This is a genomic window from Hyphomonas sp. NPDC076881, assembly GCF_050269995.1.
Lineage (GTDB): Bacteria > Pseudomonadota > Alphaproteobacteria > Caulobacterales > Hyphomonadaceae > Hyphomonas.
Genome location: NZ_JBNNJJ010000009.1, coordinates 63,004 through 86,480, shown reverse-complemented (window position 1 = coordinate 86,480; position 23,477 = coordinate 63,004). Strand labels below are relative to the sequence as shown.

30 protein-coding genes are annotated in these 23,477 nt (G+C 62.9%); 12 read left to right on the top strand and 18 right to left on the bottom strand.

The annotated features are described in order from the left end of the window. The first annotated feature begins 11 nt into the window (after positions 1-11). Entirely contained in the window at positions 12-2,246 is a 2,235-nt protein-coding gene (locus ACQKI2_RS11490; RefSeq protein WP_427379809.1) for a spermidine synthase, read from the top strand. An 11-nt stretch (positions 2,247-2,257) separates the two neighbouring features. Here ACQKI2_RS11490 and rlmN read toward each other — a convergent pair whose 3' ends face one another. Continuing rightward, complete coding sequence (gene rlmN, locus ACQKI2_RS11485) at positions 2,258-3,427, bottom strand: 23S rRNA (adenine(2503)-C(2))-methyltransferase RlmN (protein ID WP_427379808.1); 1,170 nt, start codon at positions 3,425-3,427, stop codon at positions 2,258-2,260. A 188-nt stretch (positions 3,428-3,615) separates the two neighbouring features. On the opposite strand from rlmN, the gene ACQKI2_RS11480 reads away from it, so the two are divergent. Then, positions 3,616-4,251 carry an OmpA family protein gene (locus ACQKI2_RS11480; RefSeq protein ID WP_427379807.1) on the top strand — a complete coding sequence of 212 codons (636 nt, stop codon included), beginning with the start codon at positions 3,616-3,618 and terminating at the stop codon, positions 4,249-4,251. A 74-nt stretch (positions 4,252-4,325) separates the two neighbouring features. Here the strand turns inward: ACQKI2_RS11480 and ACQKI2_RS11475 are convergent, their stop codons facing one another. Continuing rightward, the gene (locus tag ACQKI2_RS11475) at positions 4,326-4,841 is read right to left on the bottom strand and encodes an invasion associated locus B family protein (protein WP_427379806.1); all 516 of its coding nucleotides are present in this window, start codon (positions 4,839-4,841) and stop codon (positions 4,326-4,328) included. Positions 4,842-4,949: 108 nt separating this feature from the next. Between ACQKI2_RS11475 and ACQKI2_RS11470 the strand changes: the two genes are divergently transcribed. Together ACQKI2_RS11470 and ACQKI2_RS11465 are read left to right on the top strand one after the other, a co-directional pair. Beyond that, the gene (locus ACQKI2_RS11470; RefSeq protein WP_427379805.1) at positions 4,950-5,594 is read left to right on the top strand and encodes a sigma-70 family RNA polymerase sigma factor; all 645 of its coding nucleotides are present in this window, start codon (positions 4,950-4,952) and stop codon (positions 5,592-5,594) included. A 90-nt stretch (positions 5,595-5,684) separates the two neighbouring features. Continuing rightward, positions 5,685-6,359, top strand: a complete 675-nt coding sequence (locus ACQKI2_RS11465) for a ChrR family anti-sigma-E factor (protein WP_427379804.1) — start codon at positions 5,685-5,687, stop codon at positions 6,357-6,359. A 4-nt stretch (positions 6,360-6,363) separates the two neighbouring features. Here the strand turns inward: ACQKI2_RS11465 and ACQKI2_RS11460 are convergent, their stop codons facing one another. Genes ACQKI2_RS11460 through ACQKI2_RS11450 form a run of 3 tightly spaced genes read right to left on the bottom strand, consistent with a single transcriptional unit; the run spans position 6,364 to position 8,083 of the window. Beyond that, positions 6,364-6,894: an RNA methyltransferase gene (locus tag ACQKI2_RS11460; protein ID WP_427379803.1), complete on the bottom strand. Its 531-nt coding sequence runs from the start codon at positions 6,892-6,894 to the stop codon at positions 6,364-6,366. Next, positions 6,894-7,214 (bottom strand): hypothetical protein, encoded by a 321-nt coding sequence (locus ACQKI2_RS11455; protein ID WP_427379802.1) that lies wholly within the window; start codon positions 7,212-7,214, stop codon positions 6,894-6,896. Before ACQKI2_RS11455 ends, ACQKI2_RS11460 begins: the two co-directional genes overlap by 1 nt. Next, positions 7,211-8,083, bottom strand: coding sequence for an isoaspartyl peptidase/L-asparaginase family protein (locus tag ACQKI2_RS11450; protein WP_427379801.1), 873 nt, complete (start codon positions 8,081-8,083; stop codon positions 7,211-7,213). Before ACQKI2_RS11450 ends, ACQKI2_RS11455 begins: the two co-directional genes overlap by 4 nt. Before the next feature lie 97 nt (positions 8,084-8,180). On the opposite strand from ACQKI2_RS11450, the gene ACQKI2_RS11445 reads away from it, so the two are divergent. Continuing rightward, positions 8,181-9,170: an NADPH:quinone oxidoreductase family protein gene (locus ACQKI2_RS11445; protein ID WP_427379800.1), complete on the top strand. Its 990-nt coding sequence runs from the start codon at positions 8,181-8,183 to the stop codon at positions 9,168-9,170. Between the two features lie 224 nt (positions 9,171-9,394). Here ACQKI2_RS11445 and dnaK read toward each other — a convergent pair whose 3' ends face one another. Beyond that, positions 9,395-11,290 carry a molecular chaperone DnaK gene (gene dnaK, locus ACQKI2_RS11440; RefSeq protein ID WP_427379799.1) on the bottom strand — a complete coding sequence of 632 codons (1,896 nt, stop codon included), beginning with the start codon at positions 11,288-11,290 and terminating at the stop codon, positions 9,395-9,397. 288 nt (positions 11,291-11,578) lie between these two features. Between dnaK and ACQKI2_RS11435 the strand changes: the two genes are divergently transcribed. The 4 genes from ACQKI2_RS11435 to ACQKI2_RS11420 all read left to right on the top strand — a co-directional run bounded on the left by ACQKI2_RS11435 (position 11,579) and on the right by ACQKI2_RS11420 (position 13,058). After that, positions 11,579-11,818, top strand: coding sequence for a DUF2061 domain-containing protein (locus ACQKI2_RS11435; protein WP_427379798.1), 240 nt, complete (start codon positions 11,579-11,581; stop codon positions 11,816-11,818). Between the two features lie 45 nt (positions 11,819-11,863). After that, positions 11,864-12,709 carry a sterol desaturase family protein gene (locus ACQKI2_RS11430; RefSeq protein ID WP_427379797.1) on the top strand — a complete coding sequence of 282 codons (846 nt, stop codon included), beginning with the start codon at positions 11,864-11,866 and terminating at the stop codon, positions 12,707-12,709. A gap of 61 nt (positions 12,710-12,770) precedes the next feature. Then, positions 12,771-12,893 (top strand): hypothetical protein, encoded by a 123-nt coding sequence (locus tag ACQKI2_RS11425; protein WP_427379796.1) that lies wholly within the window; start codon positions 12,771-12,773, stop codon positions 12,891-12,893. 36 nt (positions 12,894-12,929) lie between these two features. Beyond that, the gene (locus ACQKI2_RS11420; RefSeq protein ID WP_427379795.1) at positions 12,930-13,058 is read left to right on the top strand and encodes a hypothetical protein; all 129 of its coding nucleotides are present in this window, start codon (positions 12,930-12,932) and stop codon (positions 13,056-13,058) included. Positions 13,059-13,083: 25 nt separating this feature from the next. On the opposite strand, the gene ACQKI2_RS11415 is transcribed toward ACQKI2_RS11420, so the two are convergent. From ACQKI2_RS11415 to ACQKI2_RS11395, 5 genes are all read right to left on the bottom strand, one after another. After that, positions 13,084-13,650 (bottom strand): nucleotide exchange factor GrpE, encoded by a 567-nt coding sequence (locus ACQKI2_RS11415; RefSeq protein ID WP_427379794.1) that lies wholly within the window; start codon positions 13,648-13,650, stop codon positions 13,084-13,086. After that, a complete protein-coding gene (hrcA, locus tag ACQKI2_RS11410; protein ID WP_427379793.1) occupies positions 13,650-14,738 on the bottom strand; it encodes a heat-inducible transcriptional repressor HrcA in 1,089 nt (362 codons plus the stop codon). The genes ACQKI2_RS11415 and hrcA overlap by 1 nt, the downstream gene beginning before the upstream one ends. A gap of 54 nt (positions 14,739-14,792) precedes the next feature. Next, positions 14,793-15,506 carry an SdpI family protein gene (locus ACQKI2_RS11405; RefSeq protein ID WP_427379792.1) on the bottom strand — a complete coding sequence of 238 codons (714 nt, stop codon included), beginning with the start codon at positions 15,504-15,506 and terminating at the stop codon, positions 14,793-14,795. After that, positions 15,503-15,799, bottom strand: a complete 297-nt coding sequence (locus tag ACQKI2_RS11400; RefSeq protein ID WP_427379791.1) for a metalloregulator ArsR/SmtB family transcription factor — start codon at positions 15,797-15,799, stop codon at positions 15,503-15,505. Before ACQKI2_RS11400 ends, ACQKI2_RS11405 begins: the two co-directional genes overlap by 4 nt. Positions 15,800-15,875: 76 nt before the next feature. Beyond that, the gene (locus tag ACQKI2_RS11395; RefSeq protein ID WP_427379790.1) at positions 15,876-17,546 is read right to left on the bottom strand and encodes a formate--tetrahydrofolate ligase; all 1,671 of its coding nucleotides are present in this window, start codon (positions 17,544-17,546) and stop codon (positions 15,876-15,878) included. Between the two features lie 89 nt (positions 17,547-17,635). Here ACQKI2_RS11395 and rph point away from each other — a divergent pair, with 89 nt between their 5' ends. Beyond that, entirely contained in the window at positions 17,636-18,364 is a 729-nt protein-coding gene (gene rph, locus ACQKI2_RS11390) for a ribonuclease PH (RefSeq protein WP_427379789.1), read from the top strand. A gap of 56 nt (positions 18,365-18,420) precedes the next feature. Here the strand turns inward: rph and ACQKI2_RS11385 are convergent, their stop codons facing one another. Both ACQKI2_RS11385 and ACQKI2_RS11380 read right to left on the bottom strand, forming a co-directional pair. Beyond that, a complete protein-coding gene (locus ACQKI2_RS11385; protein WP_011648280.1) occupies positions 18,421-18,660 on the bottom strand; it encodes a helix-turn-helix domain-containing protein in 240 nt (79 codons plus the stop codon). A gap of 15 nt (positions 18,661-18,675) precedes the next feature. Further along, positions 18,676-19,206: a DUF2975 domain-containing protein gene (locus ACQKI2_RS11380; protein WP_291053464.1), complete on the bottom strand. Its 531-nt coding sequence runs from the start codon at positions 19,204-19,206 to the stop codon at positions 18,676-18,678. Positions 19,207-19,349: 143 nt separating this feature from the next. Between ACQKI2_RS11380 and rdgB the strand changes: the two genes are divergently transcribed. Beyond that, positions 19,350-19,949 carry an RdgB/HAM1 family non-canonical purine NTP pyrophosphatase gene (gene rdgB / locus ACQKI2_RS11375; RefSeq protein WP_427379788.1) on the top strand — a complete coding sequence of 200 codons (600 nt, stop codon included), beginning with the start codon at positions 19,350-19,352 and terminating at the stop codon, positions 19,947-19,949. After that, the gene (gene hemW / locus ACQKI2_RS11370; protein ID WP_427379787.1) at positions 19,946-21,118 is read left to right on the top strand and encodes a radical SAM family heme chaperone HemW; all 1,173 of its coding nucleotides are present in this window, start codon (positions 19,946-19,948) and stop codon (positions 21,116-21,118) included. The genes rdgB and hemW overlap by 4 nt, the downstream gene beginning before the upstream one ends. A 7-nt stretch (positions 21,119-21,125) precedes the next feature. Here the strand turns inward: hemW and ACQKI2_RS11365 are convergent, their stop codons facing one another. From ACQKI2_RS11365 to ACQKI2_RS11345, 5 genes are read right to left on the bottom strand one after another with little or no spacing between them, the layout of a single operon-like run. Beyond that, entirely contained in the window at positions 21,126-22,025 is a 900-nt protein-coding gene (locus tag ACQKI2_RS11365) for a tyrosine recombinase XerC (RefSeq protein WP_427379786.1), read from the bottom strand. Positions 22,026-22,070: 45 nt separating this feature from the next. Continuing rightward, positions 22,071-22,481: an SRPBCC family protein gene (locus tag ACQKI2_RS11360; RefSeq protein ID WP_427379785.1), complete on the bottom strand. Its 411-nt coding sequence runs from the start codon at positions 22,479-22,481 to the stop codon at positions 22,071-22,073. A 10-nt stretch (positions 22,482-22,491) separates the two neighbouring features. After that, complete coding sequence (locus ACQKI2_RS11355) at positions 22,492-22,899, bottom strand: DUF1801 domain-containing protein (protein ID WP_427379784.1); 408 nt, start codon at positions 22,897-22,899, stop codon at positions 22,492-22,494. Further along, entirely contained in the window at positions 22,896-23,120 is a 225-nt protein-coding gene (locus ACQKI2_RS11350; RefSeq protein ID WP_427379783.1) for a hypothetical protein, read from the bottom strand. The genes ACQKI2_RS11355 and ACQKI2_RS11350 overlap by 4 nt, the downstream gene beginning before the upstream one ends. Then, the gene (locus ACQKI2_RS11345) at positions 23,117-23,437 is read right to left on the bottom strand and encodes an ArsR/SmtB family transcription factor (protein WP_427379782.1); all 321 of its coding nucleotides are present in this window, start codon (positions 23,435-23,437) and stop codon (positions 23,117-23,119) included. Before ACQKI2_RS11345 ends, ACQKI2_RS11350 begins: the two co-directional genes overlap by 4 nt. Between the last annotated feature and the right edge of the window lie 40 nt (positions 23,438-23,477).

Below are 23,477 nucleotides of genomic sequence, written 5' to 3'. Positions count from 1 at the left end.
GGGGTCCTCCGATGAACCAGCCTTCCGCCGCCCACGCGCCGCCCTCCGGTCCCCTCCTGCACAAATTTGCCGGCTTGCCCTTTGTCGTGACCGTGTTTCTGTCAGCGGCGCTGGTCTTCCTCGTCCAGCCGATGTTTGCCCGCATGGCAACGCCGCTGCTGGGCGGGTCTCCGAATGTCTGGAATGTGTCGCTGGTATGTTTCCAGGCCGCGCTACTGGCGGGATATGCCTACGCCCACCTGCTGACGCATCTGGTGAAGTCGCTTTCCCGGCAGGTGATGGTGCATGGCGCGCTGCTCGTTGTCGCCGCGCTTGTTCTGCCGTTTGAACTGACCGGCCTCTTTGGCGCTCCAGAGCCCGCGCGCCCGGCGCTCTGGCTGATCGGTGTCTTTGCCGTTTCGATTGCGCCGCCCTTCGCGATCATTTCGGCGACCGCGCCGCTGATCCAGGCCTGGTATGCACGCACGGGCCGGGACGATGCCCACGATCCCTACCATCTCTATGCCGCCAGCAATGCCGGCTCTCTCCTCGGGCTGGCGGCCTATCCGTTGCTGCTGGAGCCGCTCGCGCCGCTGGCGGGGCAGGCGATGGCCTGGTCGGCCGGGTATGGCGTGCTTCTGGTGCTGCTGATCGGCTGCGGCCTGCTGACAATGCGCGCGCCCGCCGAGGGGGCCCCAACCGCTGCTGCAATCGATACGGCAGCCAGCGCCGGGCCTGTCCGGAACCTCTGGCGCCAGCGCCTCTGGTGGCTTGTTCTGGCCTTTGTTCCCTCCAGCCTTCTCGTTGGCGTGACCACGCATATCGCTACGGATGTGGCCAGCGCGCCCTTTCTCTGGGCGCCTCCGCTGATGCTCTATATCGGCAGTTTCATCGTCGTCTTCGCCAAGCGGCCACCGATCAGCTTGCCGGCCGCGATGTCCATCCTGCCGGTATGCGCGGGGCTTGCCCTCTTTGTGCTGACGAAGGTGTCGGGTGTACCGACACTGCTCAGCTTCGTCGTCCATCTGATGGCCCTGTTCTTCGCTGCCGTTGCCTGCCACGGCCTTCTGGCGAATGACCGGCCGGAGACTGGCCGCCTCACCGAGTTCTATCTTCTGATGTCGCTGGGGGGTGTCCTGGGCGGCGCGTTCAATGCGCTGCTCGTGCCTGTCATCTTCACCACGGTCGCCGAATATCCGCTGATGCTGTTGGCGGCGCTGCTGCTGATGCCCCAGCGCTACTGGCTTGGGCCGACCTGGATGATCGTGGTGGCGGCGGTTACTGGCGGTCTGGCGATCATTGCGCAGTATGTGTACGAAGTCCCGGCGCTGGCGCGGGAACCGGAGCGATCCTTCTTCGTGCTTCTGGTCCTGGCGCTCGTGGCGCTTTACGCGGTGCGCCGCTCCCGGCTTGCCAGCGTCGGCGCCGCCGCTGCAATCTGGGCAATAGCCGCCGCGACGAGCCCGACGATTGGCGCTTATTCAGAGCGCGGATTTTTTGGCGTAGTGAAGATCCACGACCGGGACGGCTACCGCGTCATGGTGCATGGCACCACGCTGCACGGCGCGCAGGCTCTTGGTGAAGAAGCCTGGCGGCCGGCTACCTATTATGCGCCGGAAACACCCATCGGCCAGGTCTTTGCAGGCCATACGCGCCCCGGCAGGGTCGGCGCGCTGGGCCTGGGGGCGGGGTCTGTGGCCTGCTATGCCGGGGAGGGGCAGCACTACACCTTCTATGAGATCGACCCCATCGTCGCCCGCCTCGCCAGCGATCCGGACCGTTTCACATACCTCTCTGAGTGTACGCCTGATGCGGACATTGTTTTGGGCGATGGCCGGCTCACCCTGGCATCAGAGCCGGAAGGCGCGTTCGACATTCTGCTGATCGACGCCTTCTCATCAGACTCCGTGCCCGCCCATCTGATGACGCGGGAAGCCATTGCGCTCTATCTGTCCCGCCTGAAGGAAGACGGCGTCCTGCTGCTGCACGTTTCCAACCGCTACATGGCGCTCGAAACGGTGGTTGGCCGCGTCGCCGGCGAACTCGGCGTGCCCGCCCGCATGCAATATCACACCGTACGGGAAACGGGCTATCGCGCTCAATCCAGCGCAGTGGTGGCCATTGCCCGAAATGATCTTGCGCTGGCGCCTCTCGATTCCACCGGCGCGTGGAGTGTTCTAGAAAGCGATGGGGGCCGTGCGTGGACGGACGACTATTCCAATATCCCCGGTGCCATCTGGGACCGTCTGGCCCACAGGCATCGCTGAGGCAGCGGGCGCTAGCCCTGCGCTTTTGAGCCTTCGGCCTCCAGGCGCTGCTTGCGCAGTTCGCTGGCGCGCACCTTGACGCTTTCCGAACGCAGCTGCCCGCAAGCGGCCAGAATATCCCGGCCGCGCGGTGTGCGGATGGGGGAAGCATAACCGGCGCGGTTCAGCACTTCAGCAAACGCCTCAATCGTCTCCCAGTCCGAACACTCATAGGGCGAGCCTGGCCAGGGATTGAACGGGATGAGGTTAATCTTCGAAGGCACGCCTTTCAGCAGTTTCACCAGATCGCGTGCTTCTGCGAGCGTGTCGTTGACGCCCTTCAGCATGACATATTCAAACGTGACGCGCTTGGAATTGCCAAGGTCCGGGTACGCGCGGATCGCTTCGAACAGTGTCTTGATGTCGTATTTCCGGTTCAGCGGTACGAGTTCGTTGCGCAGATCGTCATTCGTGGCATGCAGCGAGATAGCTAGCATCGCGCCGGTGCGTGCGCCAAGCTCCGGGATCTTCGGGGCAACGCCTGCCGTCGATACCGTGATCCGGCGCCGGCCGATGGAAATGCCATCGCCATCGGAAATCGTGTCGATCGCCTCGGCCACATTGTCGAGATTGTAGAGCGGCTCGCCCATCCCCATGAAGACGATATTCGTCAGCCGGCGGTCTTCATTGGAGGAGGGCCATTCGGTGAGGGCATCGCGGGCGATGATGACCTGCTGGACGATTTCCTGCGCGGTCAGGTTGCGCACCAGAGCTTGTGTGCCCGTATGGCAGAAGGTGCAGTTCAGCGTACAGCCAACCTGCGAGGAGACGCACAGCGCGCCCGCTTTTCCGACATCCGGAATATAGACGCTTTCGCCTTCAATGCCGGGGGCGTAGCGGGTCAACCATTTCTGGGTGCCATCGCGGCTCACCTGATGATCGGCAATATCCGGCCGGTCGATCTCGAACTTCTCGGCAAGCTGCGCGCGCAGATCCTTGGCGATGTCGGTCATCACCGCAAAGTCGGTCACCCCGAAATGGTGAATCCAGCGGCGCAGCTGGCGCGCGCGCATGCTGGCGGGTTTGGGTTCCAGGCCGAGGGCCTCCAGCTCCGCTTTGAGCGCGGGAACTGAAAGGCCCGTCAGGCGTTTCTTGCCAGGCACAGCGTTATTACGGCGGCTGAGGTCGAGGGTTATTGTCATGGGCGGGCCTATAGCATGAGCAGGCGCATAAGGAAAACGGCGCGAACATGGACAGAGTTTAACGCGCCAGAGTTCGAAAATCCCTTCATTTCAGAGGGGAAATAGAAAATTCACCGCCCAGTTGGCCAGCGTTCATATTGGTCATGGCACAGGCGGTAACGCAACTTCATCCACAGGGAGTCCTTCTCATGAAGAAATCAGTTCTTATCGCGGCTGCACTGATGCTGCCGATCGTTCATGCCTGCGAAACCGGGCCGAGCCAGCGCGTTCTTACCACGGGCGCCGCCGGCGCAATCCTCGGTGCAGGCGCCGGGATGATGGCAGGCGGTGACGACAAGCGTAACGCCGCCATCGGCGCCGCTGTTGGCGCCATCGCCGGCGCCTCGGTTGGCGTCTACATGGACAAGCAGGAAGAAAAACTGCGTCAGCAGACCGCGGGCACCGGCATCGAAGTCGAGCGTCAGGGCGACCAGATCGCCCTCACCATGCCCTCGGGCATCTCTTTCCAGCAGGGCAGCGCTCAAATCCAGCCGGCCTTCTTCCAGACGCTGAACCAGGTTGCGGCCACGCTGAACGAGTACCCCTCGACCGCCGTTGACATCCGTGGCCACGCCTCCTCGGAAGGCGCCCGCGATTTCAACCAGCGCCTGTCGCAGCAGCGCGCTGACGCTGTGCGCAGCTACCTCGTCAACCAGGGCGTCCAGTCTGTCCGTATGTCGGCTATCGGCATGGGCATCGACTATCCGGTGGCTGACAATTCGACCGAAGCGGGCCGGTCTCAGAACCGCCGCGTTGAGATCATCCTGACCCCGGTTACCCAGTAATCGCAGCAGGTTCAGGAAACTGAGCAGTCAGGCGGCGGTCTCCTTCGGGAGACCGCCGCTTTTCGTTTGGCCGGTCAGCGGCAGGCTTCTTCGGCCTTGGCAATCGCATCGGTAGAGCCGCTGAGTGAGAAGCGGTACGTAACATTCGTTCCGCGCGCCGACTGGGCGGTGACGGTCAGGCTGGAACCTTTCTTCAGCGCGTCGACAATGCGCGGATCATCGGCATCGTCCGCAAAACTCTCGCGGCCGGCGACAAACATCTGCCATGAGGACCGCCCGATGGTGGTCTTGGGGGCTTTATCGGCCTTGAGATCATAGGTGACGCGGAAGCTCGGCTGGTTCCTGGCCTGGCCGGACTTCCAGCTGGTCACATAGTACCAGACATCACCATGCTTGACCGAAGAGGGGGCCTTGGAGCTGGCCTCGGTGGCGGCATAGCAGATCAGATCACCGCCTTTTTCCTCGGTGAACACCGCCCAGTCCTTGAACCGTCCGAGCGCTTTTGGCTCGGCCGCCGAGATCCCCGAAAAGGCGGCCATCAGAATCACGAGACCGAGAGGCCGCGCGATACGTGTCGTTTTCTGTTGCATGTTAGATAAAATACTCACACATTACCTCCGACGCTCCCAGACCCATACACCGGGGGCTATCTCAAGCAAAACACCTGACGCGGGCACAACAGGGAAATTACAAGCGCCATGGTTGCCTTACGGTTTCTGAAGACAGACAATGCGCGTTCGTATCCCCGAAAGGCCCGGCGCGTGTTCGACCATACCGTCCGCATAGCAGACCCGGTCATGCGGGAACGGCATGCAGACCAGATGGCTGCCATTGCCGAACGCCGGTGCCGCAACGCCTTCTCCGAACTGTTCAGCTACTATGCTCCGCGCGTGAAGGCGTTCATGCTGCGCCTTGGGGCAGGGGACGCCGAAGCCGAGGAACTGGCGCAGGAAGTGATGATCACCGTCTGGCAGAAGGCGGGAATGTATGACCGCCACCAGGCTTCCGTTTCCACGTGGATTTTCAGAATTGCGCGTAACCGCCGGATCGACGCCCAGCGGCGCCAGCGCCGCCCTGAACTCAATGCAGACGATCCGGTGCTGCAGCCGCCGGAGATCCAGACCCCAGATGAAACGGTATCCCGCGAGCAGCTGGACGCCGCCGTGCGCCATCGGTTGGCCAGCCTGCCGCAGGATCAGCTGATCCTGGTTCAGGCCGCCTTTTATGATGGTCTCTCCCATTCGGAGATCGCCAGAGCTTTCAATCTACCGCTGGGCACGGTCAAATCCCGTATCCGGCTGGCATTCATGCGGCTGAAAGGAGAACTGGAAGGCGGTATCTGACCCGGCAACTGCAATCTCCGGCTGTGTTTCCTTGACGAAATATCAAACCGGACAATGTTTGCTGAAAGGAATAGAGATCCCCTGACGCCAATGACCGCTGCCCCGCAAAACTCCTTCAGCGAACTTTACAGCGCCTATGCAGCAGGATGTATCGATCCTGCCTTTGCCATGATGCTGGAGGCACAGAGCCTGATGCGCGCCGATGTGCGCAGCTCGGTTGCTGTCAGTGAGATGATCGCTGGCAACTTCCTTGAAGCGGCGCCTGCGGCCCGGATGAGCGACGGCGCGCTGGAGCGCACGCTCGCCCTGATCGACGCCCTTGAGTTTCCGGCTGAGGTTCAGCGCGCTGCCGGAAAATCGGCCGGTGATGCAATTAACGAGCTGCTCAGCCTGCCGGAGCCTGTGCGGTCTGCGGCGCTCGATGCAGCAGGCCGGCAGGGCTGGCAGATGCTGGGTCTGGGCCTGAAGCGGCTGAAGCTCGATGTGGGCTCTTCCATGGATGTGGAGCTTTACCGGATTGCGGCCGGCTCCAGGATCCCGCGGCATTCGCATGGCGGGAACGAGTTTACCATGGTGCTTGCCGGCGGCTTCTCTGATGAGCGGGGCTCTTACGGGCCTGGTGATGTCAGCATGAAGGGCCCCGACGATACACATCAGCCTGTCGCGGATGCGGATGAGGTTTGCTACGCTCTTGCCGTGCGGGATGGCGGCCTGCGTTTCACCGGTGTCATGGGCATGGTGCAGAAGCTGCTCGGCGTCCGCTGAGGGCTCAGCTGCCGGCTTTTTTTCTGTCCGGCCCCTGAACATGTTTGCGGCGCCCCCCATCCGGGCCGCCCGGCATGATCGGTTTGGGGCCATAACCGCCCATTGACAGATGACGGTCATACATCACGAGGGCGCCGGCCAGGCTGACATTGATGCAGAAACGGGTAGGGATCTTCACCACATGCGCGCAGCGTTCGAGGGCGGCGGCCGAGAGGTTTCCCTTTTCCGGCCCCAGAATATAGGCCGCCTGCGGAGGATGCCGGAAGACCGGCAGCTCCACGGCGTCATCGGTCAGCTCGATCCCGACCAACTGACAGCCTTTGGGCAGCTGCATCTCGTCCAGCGAGTCCCATTGGTAATAGGGGAGCTGGCCTGCGGATTTGGAGGTGTCCGAAGCGTAGGCTTCCTTGAGATTGCGTTCGGCATCAATCGAGAACACGAAGCTCGCGCCAAAGGCATGGGCCGTGCGCATCAGCGCGCCGAGGTTCATCGGCTTGGAGATGCGCTCGGAGCCGATAGCGAAATAGCCCCGCATCAGAATGCCCCCAGCCAGAAGCGGCCGATCGCGACAACAATCAGCAGGGCGAGCGGGCCAGCCAGGGAGACGCGGCGGGCGAGCTTCATATGGGCAAGCGGTTTGGGATAGTCCGTCTCCAGATATTTTGCCGCTTCGGTGTCGGCAGGCCCCCGGCCCAGCGACAGGATGGCTGCGCGGTATTCCACATCGTTCGGGCCACCGCCAAACTTTGCGGCCAGCGCCCGGCGCAGAACCATGGAGATCATCATCCGCATCTGCGCGGCCAGCGCGATGGCAAAGATGATGATGACGGCGAGAGCCCAGAAAAGTACGGTCATAGGAAGGTTGCCACTTCAAAACGGCCTTTCCAGTCAGCCAGGCCGCGTTTCAGTCCGCTGGAATTGAACCCAGCTGCGAGGTCGCCATTGGCGGAGACGCCGATCATGCCGCCATTGCCGCCGAGACGTTTGACATCATCAAGCGCCCCCCTGAGGGCAGGGGCGAGCGTGTCGCCGCCATAGCGGATGCGGGCGGAGACATCGGCAGCGGCGTTCGCCCGGATGAAATATTCGCCAAGGCCGGTGCAGGAAATGGCGCAGCGTTCGTCCGCCCAGGTGCCTGCGCCGATGATCGGTGTGTCACCGATCCGGCCAGGGGTCTTGGAGAGAACACCGCCGGTGGAGGTGGCGGCGGCCATATCGCCATAGATATCCAGCGCGACGGCGCCCACGGTGCCCATCTGGACGCTGCCATCCTGGACGGTGTCTTCATCCACCGCGCCGTAATAGTTGGCCGGATCAGTGACGCGGGCAAGGCCTGCGGCGCCGGCGATGGCGGCCGCGCCCTTGCCGACGATCAGGACGTTGGGGGTTTTTCCAAGCACGACCCTAGCGGCGCGGATGGGGCTTTCAAAGCCCTGCAGCGCGCCGACAGCGCCAGCATTGCGCGTGCGCCCATCCATGATGGCGGCGTCGAGTTCCCACTCGCCTGCCGTATTCGGGCTGGCGCCCTTGCCGGCGACATAGAGACCAGAGGCTTCCAGATCGATGACCATGGCTTCGACGACATCGAGCGCGGCTTCGCCGCTCGCGAGCGCCTCGGCCCCGCGTTTCAGCAGGCCCGCGATGTGGGCTTCTTCCGGGGCGTAGTCGCGGCCGGGGATCGGTCCGGCGCCGCCATGGATGGCAATGGCCCAGATTTTCGACATCGTTACGGGTCCTTTCCCCTTGCGTAAGGCTTGGCGCCTGCTCGCGGCATGGCTACCGTCTGAAGGTCGAAACAACAAGCTTTGAAGGGAGAGGCATATGAAAGCCGTACTGTCGAAAGTGGTCGGTGGGCCAGAAACACTCGTGATCGAGGATGTGCCGGTGCCAACCCCTGGCAAGGGGCAGGTTCTGGTGCAGGTGAAGGCGTGCGGGGTGAACTATCCCGACGTGCTGATCATTCAGGACATGTACCAGTTCAAGCCGCCGCGCCCGTTCTCTCCGGGCGGGGAAGTGGCCGGGATTGTCTCGGCTGTGGGCGAGGGCGTTGCCCATGTGAAGCCGGGCGACCGGGTGCTGGCTTCCACCGGCAATGGCGGCATGGCCGAATATTGCCTCGCGCCGGCCCATGGCGTGATGCCGATCCCGGAAGGGATGCCGTTCGAGGAGGCTGCAGCCTTCCTGATGACCTATGGCACCTCCTATTACGCCATCAAGGACCGGGGCGATCCCAAGCCCGGCGAGAAGCTGCTGGTGCTGGGCGCTGCCGGCGGGGTGGGTATTGCGGCGGTGGAACTTGGCAAGGCCATGGGCCTGGAAGTGATCGCAGCGTGCTCCAGCCAGGAGAAGGTGGATTTCTGCCTGTCCAAAGGCGCGGACAAGGGCCTTGTCTATGAGCGCGAACTGGACCGGGACGGGCAGAAGAAATTCTCAGACGACATCAAGGCCGTTTCCGGCGGCGGGGTCGACATCATCTATGACGGCGTGGGCGGCAATTATGCCGAGCCGGCCGTGCGCGCGATGAACTGGGAAGGACGCTTCCTGGTGATCGGCTTCCCGGCGGGCATTCCGAAACTGCCGCTGAACCTGACGCTTCTGAAAAGCTGCGATGTGCGCGGCGTGTTCTGGGGCGCGGCAGTGGCGCGAGACCCCAAGGCCCACCAGCAGAACGTGAAGGAACTGTTCGACCTCTACAAGGCCGGCAAGATCCGCCCGCACGTTTCCAACACCTATCCGATGGAGCGGGCCGCCGATGCCATCCGTGAACTGCAGGACCGCAAGGCGCAAGGCAAGGTCGTCGTGACGATGTAGCCAGCTGCTTTGCCTAGGGCAGCGCAAGGTTGGCCGGTGGAAAACACATCTCCAATCATCCGGGGACGGAATGAGCGCGCGGTCTGGCGTGAAGGCATAACCCAGCCGCCCGGTGTGGATAGGCGGCGCTCGCCTCCGGCCCTTCCACCGCTGGAAAGCGGCGAAAAGAAAAACCCCGCCGGAGCGTTCCGGCGGGGTTTTGTTTGTGACCGGATGACCGGGGATTACTTGCGCTCGTCGACTTCTTCAAAGTCGGCATCGACCACATCGTCATTGCCCGAGGCCGGAGCGTCACCCCCTTCGGCGGCGCCAGCACCCTGGGCCGCATAGATGGCTTCGCCGAGTTTCATCGCGGCGTTCATCAGGGCCTGATGCTTGGCCGAGATGTCGGCGGTGTTGTCGCCGGCAGCGGCTTCTTTCAGGTCAGCGATGGCTTTTTCGATCTCGCCCTTCACCGCGTCGGAGACTTTCGAGCCATGCTCGACCATCTGCTTCTCGGTCTGGTGGACGAGGGCTTCGGCGTGGTTCTTGGCTTCGACCAGTTCGCGGCGGGCCTTGTCACCGGCGGCGTTGGATTCAGCTTCGGCCATCATCTTCTTGATGTCGGCTTCGGAGAGGCCGCCATCTGCCTGGATGGTGATCTGCTGTTCCTTGCCGGTGGCCTTGTCCTTGGCCGAGACCGAGACGATGCCGTTGGCGTCGATGTCGAAGGTGACCTCGATCTGCGGCAGGCCGCGCGGGGCCGGGGCAATGCCTTCGAGATTGAACTGGCCGAGCTGCTTGTTGTCAGCGGCCATTTCGCGCTCGCCCTGGGCAACCTTGATGGTCACCGCAGGCTGGTTGTCCTCAGCGGTGGAGAAGACCTGGGACTTCTTCGTCGGGATCGTGGTGTTACGCTCGATCAGGCGGGTGAAGATGCCGCCAAGGGTTTCGATGCCGAGCGAGAGCGGGGTCACGTCGAGCAGGACAACGTCTTTCACGTCGCCTTGCAGGATCCCGCCCTGGATCGCGGCGCCGATGGCGACGACTTCATCCGGGTTGACGCCCTTATGGGGCTCACGGCCGAAGAATTTCTTCACCGCTTCCTGGACGGCCGGCATGCGCGTCATGCCGCCGACGAGGACGACCTCGTCAATGTCGGAAGCAGACTTGCCAGCATCCTTCAGAGCTTTCTTGCACGGCTCAATGGTGCGCTGGACGAGGTCTTCGACCAGGCTTTCGAACTTGGCGCGGGTCAGCTTGATGTTGAGGTGTTTCGGGCCGGTGGCGTCTGCCGTGATGAAAGGCAGGTTCACTTCATACTGGCTGGCCGAAGACAGCTCTTTCTTCGCCTTTTCGGCTTCTTCCTTGAGGCGCTGGAGGGCCAGCTTATCAGCCTTCAGGTCGATGCCCTGTTCCTTCTTGAACTCGGCAGCCAGGAAATCGACGACGCGCAGGTCGAAGTCTTCCCCGCCGAGGAAGGTGTCGCCATTGGTGGAGAGCACTTCGAACACGCCATCACCGATTTCGAGCAGCGAGACGTCGAAAGTGCCGCCGCCAAGGTCATACACGGCGATGGTCTTGTTGCCGCCTTTGTCGAGGCCATAGGCGAGGGCTGCGGCGGTCGGCTCGTTGATGATGCGGAGCACTTCGAGGCCGGCGATGCGGCCAGCATCCTTGGTGGCCTGGCGCTGGGCGTCGTTGAAGTAGGCCGGAACGGTGATCACCGCCTGGGTGACCTTGGAGCCGAGATAGGCTTCTGCAGTCTCTTTCATCTTGGTGAGGATGAAGGCGGAGATTTCCTGGGGCGCGTAGTCCTTGTCACGGCCTTTCACCCAGGCGTCGCCGGCGGGGCCTTTGACGATGGCGAAGGGGGACAGTTCCTTGTCCTTCTGCGCGGTGGGGTCGTCAAAGGTGCGGCCGATGAGGCGCTTGATCGCGTAGAAGGTGAAGTCGGGGTTGGTCACGGCCTGACGGCGCGCGGGCATACCGATGAGGCGTTCGCCGCTTTCGGTGAAGGCCACGACCGACGGGGTTGTGCGGGCGCCTTCTGCGTTTTCGATAACCTTGGCCTGGCCGCCTTCCATGACGGCCACGCAGGAGTTGGTGGTGCCGAGGTCGATACCGATGATCTTGCTCATATATGTCTCTCTCTTTCGTCAGCCGCCACTGGCTTCGTTTGGGTTCGGTCTGCTCAGCAGCCCCGCGCCGCCAATGGCTCTATCAAGGGTTCAGTTTTTGAGCAGCGAGTTGGGTGGTTAAATCCGCTCGCTTCTTTGGCCCTCGATATGGGGAACTGTGGGGCAGGCTCAAGAGGCCATGACAGATTTGCCCCATAGGCGCGCTCTATGACGCGGGCAACCCGTTCCAATTTGAAAATGATTCTCAAAGGGAGCATATGTCCTCTCATGAGAATGAGGTTTCCCCCCATGCCGCGCCCTGCCCTGAAGACCCTGACCTATAGCGCCATGCACTTTGCCGTGGCGATCTCCGTCGCTTTTGCCCTGACCGGCAGCTGGCACGCCGCGCTGGCGATCGGGATGATCGAGCCGCTGGTGCAGACGGTTGCCTATACACTGCATGAGCGCGCATGGGCTAAGGCGGAGCGTCCTGCAGGGCCGGCCACGCCGGACCCTGGCCCGGATCAGGAAATCTTAAGCCCGGCCTGATACACCCGGCGGCAGAAAACAATAAAACGGCCGCTGGGTGAAGAGATGTTGCAATATCTGCAGGGGATAGCCTGGCAGGTGGGCTTTCTGGCCGTTTTGACGGCCGTGTTCACGGCGCTGGCCTTCTTGTCTCGGGGGCGGGGCGCGCTGCACTGGCCCAAATCGATGCGCCAGTCGGCGGTTACCAACTTCCTGCTGCTACAGTTCTCCAGCCTCAATGGCGCCCTCTATCTGGTGCTCATCGCGCCGCTGAGCGTTGCCTACGCCCAGCTTGGCCTGCCGGTACTGCAGGCGGAGGTGTGGCAGGATCAGCCCATCTGGCTGAAAGCGCTTGTGGCGCTGCTGGTCTATGATTTCGGCATCTACTGGGTGCACCGCTTCCTGCATACCAGCTGGCTCTGGCCCTCTCATGCGGTGCATCATTCCGATCCGGAGCTGCACTTCCTGTCCTGGTCGCGCGGGCATTTCACCGAGCAGCTGGTGATTGCGGCTGCGCTGGTCTTTACCTCCTCCTGGCTGGGCTTCCGGCTGGAAGAGATTGCCGGCCTGGCGCTGATCAAGGGGCTGCACCAGTATTATGTTCATTCCCGGCTGGACTGGGATCACGGCATCTTCCGCGATGTGATCGTCTCGCCGCAGTTTCACCGTTGGCACCATGCGAATGTGCCTGAGGCGTATGACAAGAATTTTGCGTCGATCTTTCCATTCTACGACCGGATTTTTGGAACCTGGTACAATCCCGGTTCGGCGATCGATGTGCCCACGGGTATCAGCGATAATCCGCCGAATGATTTTGTCACGCAGACGCTCTACCCGTTTCGGACCTGGGCGCGGATGCTGAAGGCGTATCGGGCGCGCCCGCGCGCCAAGGCCCGCAGCCGGGCAGCCTGAGACGGCGCCCGGCCGGCGGGTTCGCCCTCGGGGCAGGGCTAGCTCGCCCCCGATCACGACGATGACCGAGCGCTATCTGATCGAACTGCGCAGCGCTGACGCCGAGGATATCCTGGCGCGCGGCATGAAGGATGCTGACGGTGTGGGCCTGGTGCCGGGCGGCGGGTATCTGGTGTCGAGCTAGCCGGGGCAGATCCATTATGTCAGCGAAGACGGGCAGGTGACTACGCTGCTGGATACGCAGACCGGCGGCATCCTGCAGAGTGACCTGTCAGTGTTCGGCGATGTGGTGATCGTGCCCAACTGGCTGCCGGGCACGATTACGGCATGGCGGGTGGTGTGGGACTGATCCCGCACCCTCGCCCTTATCCCTCTCAGTTCGCCGGGCCGGTGCTGACGGCGACCATGGCGGCGCGCAGGGTGCGCTCGCCGATGCGCCAGCCGGGCTGGAAGAGCTGGGCGATGGTGCCGGAGGGTTGCTCTGAAGGGATCTGTGCCACAGCCTGATGCACGTTGGGATCAAACGGCGCGCCGGGATCGGCCGCCACAGGTACAACGCCGTGGCGGGAAAGGGCGGTGTTGAGTTCCTTGGCGGTCATCTCAATGCCGCCGAGGAGGTTTTTCCCGGCATCGGTAAGCCCGCCGCGCTCGCTTTCGGGCAGGGCATCAAGGGCGCGGGCGAGATTGTCCGACACGCTGAGCAGGTCGGCGGCGAATTTCTCGATGGCGTAGATGCGGGCTTCGCTGACCTGGCGGTCAGCCCGCTTGCGGGTGTTGTCGAGGTCGGCCAGCAGGCGCAGGATCTGACCGTTCATGTCGGCCTTCTCTGCCTCGAGGCGGGCAATCAGCTCCTCGGCCGTAACCGCCTCTTCGGCCTTAGCTTCAGGGTTTACACCGGCGTCGATTTCAGCGGCTTCACCCGGTTTGTTTTCGTCGCTCATCACTTCCCATCCTTTCCGCGCCGGGACGAGAGAATCTCCCCCACGACCTTTGCGGTATAATCGACCATCGGGATCACCCTGGCATAATTGAGCCGTGTTGGCCCGATCACACCGAGTGCCCCGATCACATGTTTTGTGCCGCCCATATAGGGTGCCACGATCACACTTGAACCAGACAACGGAAAAAGCCTGTTTTCCGACCCGATGAACAAGCGCACGCCGCCCGCTTCGCGCGTTGTGTCAAGAATTTCAAGCAGGCTTTGCTGACGTTCCAGCTCGTTGAACAATTGCCGCACCCGGTCGAGATCCTGGGCGGCCTTGGCATCTTCCAGCAGATTGGCGCGGCCCCGCACGATCAGGCTGCGGCCGCGGCCCGGCGCGTCTCCGCCCCATTCGGCCAGGCCTGCTTCGACGAGGGCTGTGGTCGCCGCGTCCAGCGCCGCGCGCCGGTCCTGCAGTTCGGCGCGCACTTCGCTGGCCGCCTCGGCCAGGGTGCGGCCCTTGAGGCGCGTGGAGAGATAGTTTCCCGCCTCGATCAGCGCGGTGGCAGGCAGGCCATCGGGCACCTTGAGGATGCGGTTTTCAACGTCCCCGTCTTCGGTGACGAGGACGCAGAGGGCGTCTCCGCCGGCAAGGGGGACAAATTCGACATGCCGCACCGCCGCGTCGCGCTTTGGCGAGGCGACGAGTCCTGCCCCCCCGGCAAGGCCGGAGAGGATGTCGGAGGCTTCCCCCAGCACCGCTTCAAGGTCAGTGCCTGCCGAGGCCAGCCGGTCGTCGATCTGTTTCTTGTCTTCCCTGGAAGGGTCGCCGTATTCGAGAAAGCCGTCGACGAAGAGGCGGAGGCCCTTATGCGTGGGCGCGCGGCCGGCAGAGATGTGGGGGGCGTCGAGCAGGCCGAGGTCTGTCAGGTCTGCCATCACATTGCGGATGGAGGCCGGGGAGAGGGCAATGCCCGCCTTGGAAAGGGTGCGCGAGCCGACCGGCTCGCCCGTTGCCAGATAGCCCTCGACGATCTCCCGGAAAATGTTCCGGGAGCGCTGGTCGAGCCGCTGCATGAGGCTGAGGATGTCTGACTGGTCCGCCATGTCTCTGGATTAAGGGCGGTGCATGCGCGGTTCAATAGTGTTGATGGGGCGGCCTTAGATGGTGAGGCCGGATCCGGCATCCCGGTCGTCAGCCTTGCGCCAGACGAAGTAGGAATAGACGGCGGCGATGAGGGCAGCGGAGACCACTAGGACCGACAGTTGCAGGCCCAGCCAGATGCCGCTGAAGAGGAAGGCGCCCGCCATACCCAAGGCGCCGGCGGCCATGAACAATGGGCCCGCCAGGCGGTGGGTCTTCTCCCAGGCGATGTCCGAAGACAGGGTCCAGGGGGTGCGGATGCCGAACATGAAGCTGGAGCGGGTTTTCGGCAGGTAATTGCCGATAACGATGAAAAGGGCGCCGCAGGCGGCAATCACCAGGCGGACCATCGTGTCAGAGTAAAGGGTTTCCTCCCCGGTTCCCAACATGCCGAAGGCGATGCCGCCTTGAACGAAGGTCAAGAGCATCATGACGCCGATCCATGTCGCCAGATAGGCCCGCCGCCCGGTATCGATATTGCGTTTGCGCGGATCAATCGCCGGGACGAGCGCGAGGAGGAGGCCGGTCAGAAGTACGGTGCCTGGAAGGATCAGCAGGTAGACCCATGCCCCGCTCTTGCTCGCAAACTGATCTGCCTGTCCATCCGGGCCCCAATGAACCGGAATATCGCCGGTTTCCGGCAGGGCATTCCAAGTGGTGAGCGCGATGCCCGAGGTTAGCAGAAACGCAATCGCCGATGCGATCAGGCCGGTGCGGATAAAGGGTTTCATTCGGCTGCCTCCTTAAGGTCGTCATCGCCATTGTCACGGCCAAGCAGCCCGAGCAGGGCGGTGGCCGCGTCTTCCAGAACGCTTGTGTTCACGCGGTAGAGGATCTGGTTTCCCTGCCGCTCCGCCGTGATCAGCTCGGCCTCCTTCAGCACCGCCAGATGGCGGCTCATCGTCGGCCAGCTGGCCTCGAACTCTGCGGCGAGGTCTCCGGCGAGACGGGGACCTTTACGAAGCAGGGCGAGAAGCTGCCTGCGGGCCGGATGGGCCAATGCTTTGAAGACGTTGTTTTCCATGTCTGCTAATTAGCAATTATGCTAATATCGAGTCAAGCGCTATTTTTGGGTTTAGCTAAATAGATTTGCGGCCGTGTCAGTTCAGCCCTTCGATCTGGCCGTGGGCATTGAGGTGGATGTGCTCGGCGGCGGGGCGACGCGGCAGGCCCGGCATGGTCATGATGTCTCCGCAGATGGCGACGACGAAGCCCGCCCCGGCAGCGAGGCGCACTTCCCGAAGACGGACCACATGGCCTTCCGGGGCGCCCAGAAGGGCAGGGTCTGTCGAGAAGCTGTACTGCGTCTTGGCCATGCAGACGGGCAGGTGGCCAAAGCCGGCCTTTTCCCAGGCCGCGAGCTGGTTTTTCACCGCCCGGGTCGCTTCCACCCGGTCTGCCCGGTAGATGGATTTCGCCACGGTTTCGATCTTGTCCAGCAGGCGGAAATTGTCCGGGTAAAGCGGCTTGAAATCGGCGGTGCCGTCTTTGATCAGCTTGACCACACTGTGCGCAAGATTTTCGGCGCCTTTGCCGCCTTCGGCCCAGTGGGTGCAGAGCGCGACGGGTACGGAGAGTTTTTCGCAATAGGCCTGCAGGGCGTGGAGTTCGCCTTCGGTATCGGTGGTGAAGCGATTGATCGCCACGACGACCGGCAGACCGAAGCTGCGCAGGTTTTCTATATGGCGGGCGAGATTGGCGAGGCCTTTTTCCAGCGCTTCATAGCTGACCTTGCCCAGCTCATTCTTGGCGAGGCCGCCATGCATCTTCAGGGCACGGATGGTGGCAACGAGAACGACGGCATCGGGCGCAAGGCCGGCCTGGCGGCATTTGATGTTGAGAAATTTTTCGGCGCCGAGGTCTGCGCCAAAGCCGGCCTCGGTGACAACATAGTCGGCCATTTTCAGCGCAGCCCTTGTGGCCATTACCGAGTTGCAGCCATGGGCGATGTTGGCGAAGGGGCCGCCATGCACGAGGCAGGGATTGTTCTCCAGCGTCTGGACAAGGTTTGGCAGCATCGCGTCGCGCAACAGCGCCATCATGGCGCCGGTGGCCTTGATGTCAGCGGCGGTAACGGCTTCTTTCTCGCGTGTGTAGCCGACGATGATACGGGAGAGGCGGGCCTCCAGATCTTCGGCATCGGTGGCGAGGCAGAGGATGGCCATCACCTCGGAGGCGACGGTGATGTCGAACCCGGTTTCGGAAGGGGCGCCATTGCCGGGCCCGCCAAGGCCGGAAACGATATTCCTCAGGCTACGGTCGTTCATGTCCATCACACGGCGCCAGCTGGTTCGCACGGCTTCGAGCTTTGGTTCGCCGCCCCAATGGATGTGGTTGTCGACGAGGGCGGAGAGGAGATTGTGCGCCGAGGTGATGGCGTGGAAGTCGCCGGTGAAATGCAGGTTGATGTCTTCCATCGGCACGATCTGGGCAAGGCCGCCGCCGGTGGCGCCGCCCTTCATGCCGAAACAGGGGCCGAGTGAGGGTTCGCGCAGGCAGAGGAGGGTCTTCGTGCCGATCCGGTTCATCGCGTCGGCCAGGCCGATGGAGGTGGTGGTCTTGCCTTCGCCGGCGGGGGTGGGGTTGATGGCAGTGACGAGGATCAGCTTGCCATCCGGCCGGGCGGACTGGCGCTGCAGGAAGGCTGCCGAGAGTTTTGCCTTGTCATGGCCGTAGGGGATGATGTCTTCCGGGGCTGCGCCGATGCGGGCGGCGATGTCCTGGACCGGCAGTTTCTTCGCCGCGCGGGCAATCTCGATATCCGTGGCCATCGCTCTTCTGCTCTCCGTTGACAGCTGCCGGTGTAGACAGGCGCAGCAAAACCCGCAAATCAGGCCATCAGCTAGAAGGATTCCCGAAGATGCCAAATCTTGTTCGCCCCTCGGGCCGCGCTTTTGACCAGCTGCGCCCGATTTCGCTCGAAACCGGCGTCACGCGCTATGCCGAAGGATCGTGCCTTGCCAAGTTCGGTCACACGCATGTGCTATGTACCGCTAGCTGGGAAAAGGGCGTGCCCGGCTGGATGAAGGGCAAGGGCGAGGGCTGGGTGACCGGCGAATACGGCATGCTGCCGCGTGCCACGCACACGCGGGGGCGCCGGGAGGCCGCCGCAGGCAAACAGTCTGGCCGCACGCAGGAAATCCAGCGCCTGATCGGGCGTTCCATGCGTTCGGTGGTGAACCTGGCTGCTCTCGGCGAGAACACGCTCACCATCGACTGCGACGTGATCCAGGCCGATGGCGGCACGCGCACGGCGTCGATCACCGGTGGCTTTGTGGCCCTCGCCATGGCCTGCCGTTATCTTCAGACCGAAGGCGTCATCAAGGCTGAGCCGATCCTGAAACAGGCCGCCGCGATCTCGGTGGGGCTCTTCCAGGACATGCCGGTGCTGGACGTGGATTACCCCGAGGATTCGGCTGGTGAGGCGGATATGAATGTCGTGATGAGTTCTGATGGCGGCTTCATCGAAGTCCAGGGTACAGGCGAATCCCGCCCCATGTCGCGCCCGGAACTGGATGAGATGATGCGTCTGGCCGAGAAAGGCTGCGGCGAACTCTTTGCTGCGCAGCGGGCTGCGCTGGGGCTCTAAGCAGGCGTCAACCGAATTAGATTGATTTTGGATAATCAATCTAATTCCATTGATCGCTATTCAGCCGCGACCTGGCGTTCGTCTTCTTCGCCTTCGGTGTCGAAGACGAGCAGGTCGCCCGGCTGGCATTTCAGCTCGCGGCAGAGGGCCTCCAGGGTCGAGAAGCGGATGGCCTTGGCCTTACCGGTTTTCAGGATGGAGAGGTTGGCGAGGGTAACGCCCACGCGCTCGGAAAGCTCGGTCAGCGACATGCGGCGTTCCAGAAGCACACGGTCGAGGGTCACGCGAATGGTCATGTCCGTCTGTGCTCCTCAGATCGTCATTTTTTCTTCGTCGCGAAGGCGGGTGCCTTCCCGGAAGACTTGGGAAAGGATGAACAGCGCCGCCACGGAAATCCACAGTATGAGCTGGGTTGAGAGCTTTGGTGGCGCGTCTCCGACGAGGCTGGGCATGGCGCGGACCACCAGGAGGGTCGCAATCCGGATGATTTCCATCGCTGCAATGGCAATGCCAATGCGCGACAGGCGCCCGGCATTCTCCGGCACGAAGGGATCGCCCTCCACCAGGGTCAGCAGGATGCGGCGCATCTGGATGCAGATGAAGATCACGCCCGGCACGATGACGCAGAGCAGGCCCAGCGCGATGACGAAGCTGCCCGGCGAGACACCGTCCGCCAGCGCCTCGATGCCGGGCAGGGAGGCTTCGCCATTGGAGAGGCTCGCGATCAGGCCCAGAGCGAGTACGGGAATGCCGATGACACCGAAAGCGCCTGCAATCCACATCGCGACAGTGACCAGCACTGTCATCGCCTCTGCCATGGAATTCCGGCCTGTCTTTGTCATACCCGGCCTTTTCACCCTGTTCGGTTGATGGTTTATGAAGAGGAACTTTGCCAGTGCGCCGTCCCGTTATTACCGAATAACGATATATGCATTCGCGCATAAAGCAAGAATGGAGCCACATATCTGTGAATAAAGCTACGGCTATGCCCCGCCTCGTGCCCGGAAAACTCGTGGCAGCTACACACAACAAGGGCAAGGTGTCCGAACTGAAAGATCTGTTCGCGCCCCATGGTTTTGAGGTTGTTTCTGCTTTGGAACTCGGTCTGGATGAACCGGAAGAAACCGAGAATAGTTTTCCGGGCAACGCCCTGCTGAAAGCCCGCGCCGCCATGAAGGCAACGGGCCTGCCGGCGCTGTCGGATGATTCGGGCCTGTCGGTGACCGCCCTGGGTGGCCAGCCGGGCATCTATTCGGCGCGCTGGGCCGGGGAGCCGCGCGATTTCTACAGGGCGATGGAAAAGGTGGAGGCAGAGCTCAAGGCCTCAGGATCGGCAGACCGCTCAGCCAAATTCGTCTGCGCGCTGGCCGTTGCCTGGCCCGATGGCACGGAAGCTGTCTATGAGGGCGAGGTGCATGGCACGCTCGTCTGGCCGCCGCGGGGGGAGAGGGGCTTTGGTTATGACCCTGTCTTTGTGGCCGATGGTGAAACGGAAACCTTCGGCGAAATGGAGCCCGAGCGGAAACATGCAATGAGCCACAGGGCGCGGGCGGTTGAAAAACTCCGGGCCGCGCTGCTCGCATGACCCAGGTTTTTGCCCCGTTCGGCCCGCATTTTGGTTTTGGCCTCTACGTTCACTGGCCCTATTGCGCGCGCATCTGCCCGTATTGCGACTTCAATGTCTATGCCGCCAAGGACCGGGTAACCGAGCCGCTGGTGTCAGCCATCGTCGGCGATATTCATGCCCATCGCCGCAAGGTGCCCGAGCATGGGGCGCTCGATACAGTGTATTTCGGCGGCGGCACACCCGCCCTGCTGCGGCCCGAGCAGGTGGCCGAAATCCTGAAAGCGGCGTCTGACACGTTCGGCATCAAGGAAGGCGCAGAGATAACGCTTGAGGCCAACCCCAACGATGTTCTGAGGGCGGACCTTCCGGGGCTGCGCCGGGCGGGTGTGACGCGCCTGTCGATCGGCGTGCAATCGATGCGGGACGCTGCGCTGGCTTTCCTTGGCCGCGATCATGATGCCGAGGCGGGCGCGGAAGCCGTGAAGCGGGCGCTGAAAGTGTTCGAGTCCGTTTCCATGGATCTCATCTATGCGCGCCCTGGCCAGTCGCCCGCCAACTGGGAGGCAGAACTTGCCGACGCGCTCGCGCTAGGCGCGCCCCACCTGTCGCTCTATGAACTGACTTTCGAGCCCGCAACGGCCTTCGGAAAAGCGGCCGCACGCGGCGATATTGTTCCGATGCCGGATGATGCGCAGGCAGACCTTTATGAACTCACCCAGCAGATGACGGCCCGGGCCGGGCTGCCGGCCTATGAAGTCTCAAATCACGCCGCGTCGCCGGCACATCAGTCCCGTCATAACCTCATCTATTGGCGGGGCGGAGACTGGATCGGGGTTGGCCCCGGCGCGCATGGCCGTCTCTCGGTCAGCGGCAACCGCTATGCCACCGAGGCCGAACGGCGCCCGGAAGCCTATATAGCCGGCGTGCAGATGCTGCAGGAAGGCTGGGCGGATGCGGGCAAGCTGCCCCCGCTCGACATTGCGCGCGAGTTGCTGGCCATGGGCCTGCGGGCAGCAGAGGGGGTGGATCTGCGCCGTGTAGAGCTCGTTTCCGGCAAACAGGTGCCCCGCGACAAGCTGGCGGTGTTTGCCGAGCAGGGCTGGGTCAAAATGCAGGGATCGGAGCTTTCCCTCACCGAGAGCGGGCGGCTGCTGGCGGACGCTTTGACCGCGCAGCTCGCGCCCTGAGGCGGCCTCAGGCGCGCGGGTGAGCAGCGGCGTGAACTTCGCGCAGGCGCGAGGAGTCGATGCCGGTATAGACCTGCGTGGTGGAGAGGGAGGCATGGCCCAGCAGCGTCTGGATCGCGCGCAGGTCTGCCCCGTTCGCCAACAGATGCGTAGCGAAGGCGTGGCGCAGCGCGTGGGGCGTGGCCGTTTCCGGCAGGCCGAGATAGGCGCGCATGCGCTGCATCAGGCCCTGGATCAGGCGGGGGTTGAGCGCGCCGCCCTTGGCGCCGCGGAAGAGGGGCTTGTCCCGCGTCAGCGCCCAGGGGCAGATTTCCGCATACGAACGGATCGCTTCGCGCACCGCAGGGATCAGCGGTACGATCCGCACCTTGCCGCCTTTGCCCTTGATGCGCAGCCGCTCCGGGGCCGGAAGGTCAGCGCCCGTCAGGCTGAGGGCTTCTGAGATACGAAGGCCTGCGCCGTAAAGCAGGGAGAGTACCGCGGCGTCCCGCGCGCTGATCCACGGCTCCTGATCGGGCTCACTCTCGGCTTCGGAGATGAGATCGCGGGCCGCATCAATGGAAACCGGGCGAGGCAGGCGCTGAGGCCGGCGGGGGCCCTGCAGATAGCCCACCTCGGCATTGTTGATGCCATGGGCACGGTCCACCCAGCGGTAAAGCGCCTTGATGGAGGAGAGGATGCGCGCCACGCTTGCGTCGGACAGGCCTTCGCGGCGCCGCTCGGCCAGGTAGGCGCGGATATCGCGCGCGCGTACATCGGCCAGCATGGCAAGCGATGGCTCTCCGCCCATATGCACACGCAGGAAGGCGAGGAAGAAGGAAAGGTCGCTGCCATAGGCTTCCACCGTCTTGGCGGCCGTGCGGCGCTCACGGGTCAGATGGTCGAGGAAGGCGGGCAGAACGTCCATCCCGCGAGAGTGCCACGGCGCCGTTAAGGATGGCTGAAGGGGCGTCTAGTCCGGCCGGGCGGCGATGGCTTCGATCGTATCGATCATGCGCGGCCAGCCGGCCATTGCGCCGCCATAATAATGCGGCTGGCCCTTCCGGAAGCCGCTTTGTTCCATGCGCAGGCGGGTGCCGGTGGGCGTTGGCGTGAGGGTCCAGGTTACGGTGCTGCGCAGCCCGTTGGCGTCATCTCCTGCATCCCATGTGTAGGCCAGTTGCCGTTCGGGCTCGATGGTCAGGATCCTGCACGTCACGGTGCCCCAGCCGGCGCGCAGCTCGAACTGATGTCCAGTGGCCGGGACAAAATCGGTTTTCATCAGCCATTCTTCGATCAGGTGGGGCGTTGTCAGCGCCCGCCAGATCTTCCCGGGAGGATGCGCGATGTCACGTTCGATAAGGAGGGAGCGCGTTTCGGTCATATTGGAGGCCCTATAATTTCTCACCGGGAAGCTGGCTTGCCTGCTTCACCCAGTCCGTAAACTGATCTTCGTCGAGACCGCCTTCATGGATGTTGAGATAGCGCACCTCCGGGTGTTTTGACGTGCCTCCCGGGATGGGCGTCAGCGACGTGCCCCGGAAGAAGGTGACTTTGATGTATTTGGTGAAACAGTGATAGCTGAGGAACCAGCTGCCTTCTTCCGTCCCATAGAAGGGTGAATTCCATTTCACGGCCTTCCTGACGCCCGGCACAGCCTTTTCTATGAGGGCGTCGAGCCGTTCTCCCACGCCGCGCTTCCATTCCGGCATGGCGGTAATATAGGCCTGCACCGGCGCGTTCCCGAACCCTTTCGGGATCTGTGGATTGCCCCCGGAGAGGAGCGCGGGCTTGCCACTCATTGCGGAGAAGGTTTCCGGCGGCGCCCGCCCATCACATAGGGCAGGACGAAAAGATAGAGACCGGACAGCACCAGCAGTGCAAGCGGCGCCAGCGGGGTTAGGAAAACCCATTCCGCAGGTTGATATCCGAAACCCTGCGCTGCAAAGAGGCCCGCTACCAGCAGTGTAAAGATTATAGACACCCAGCGATGCCCCTGCCGGATCAGCTTGTTCCAGTTCATTGGTCCATCCTGTTCAGGAGATCTTCGAGATTGTCGAAACGGTGTTCCCAGAAGGCGCGCATCTCCTGCGTCCAGTCGATGAGGGATGCCAGCGCGCCGATTTCGGGGCTGTAATGCGTCTCGCGTCCCTCCTGCTGGCCGGAAACGAGGCCAGCTTGCCGCAGCACGCTGAGATGCTTGGACACTGCCGGTTGGGAAATGCCGGCGCCGGCGGTGAGCGCATGCACCGACTGTTCGCCCTCCCGGCACAGGCGCTCAAAGATCGCCCTGCGGGTAGGATCGGACAAGGCCCGGAAGATGTCGCCGTGCTCAACCATATCAACCCATAACCAGGTGATTATGGGTCTGTCAACAACT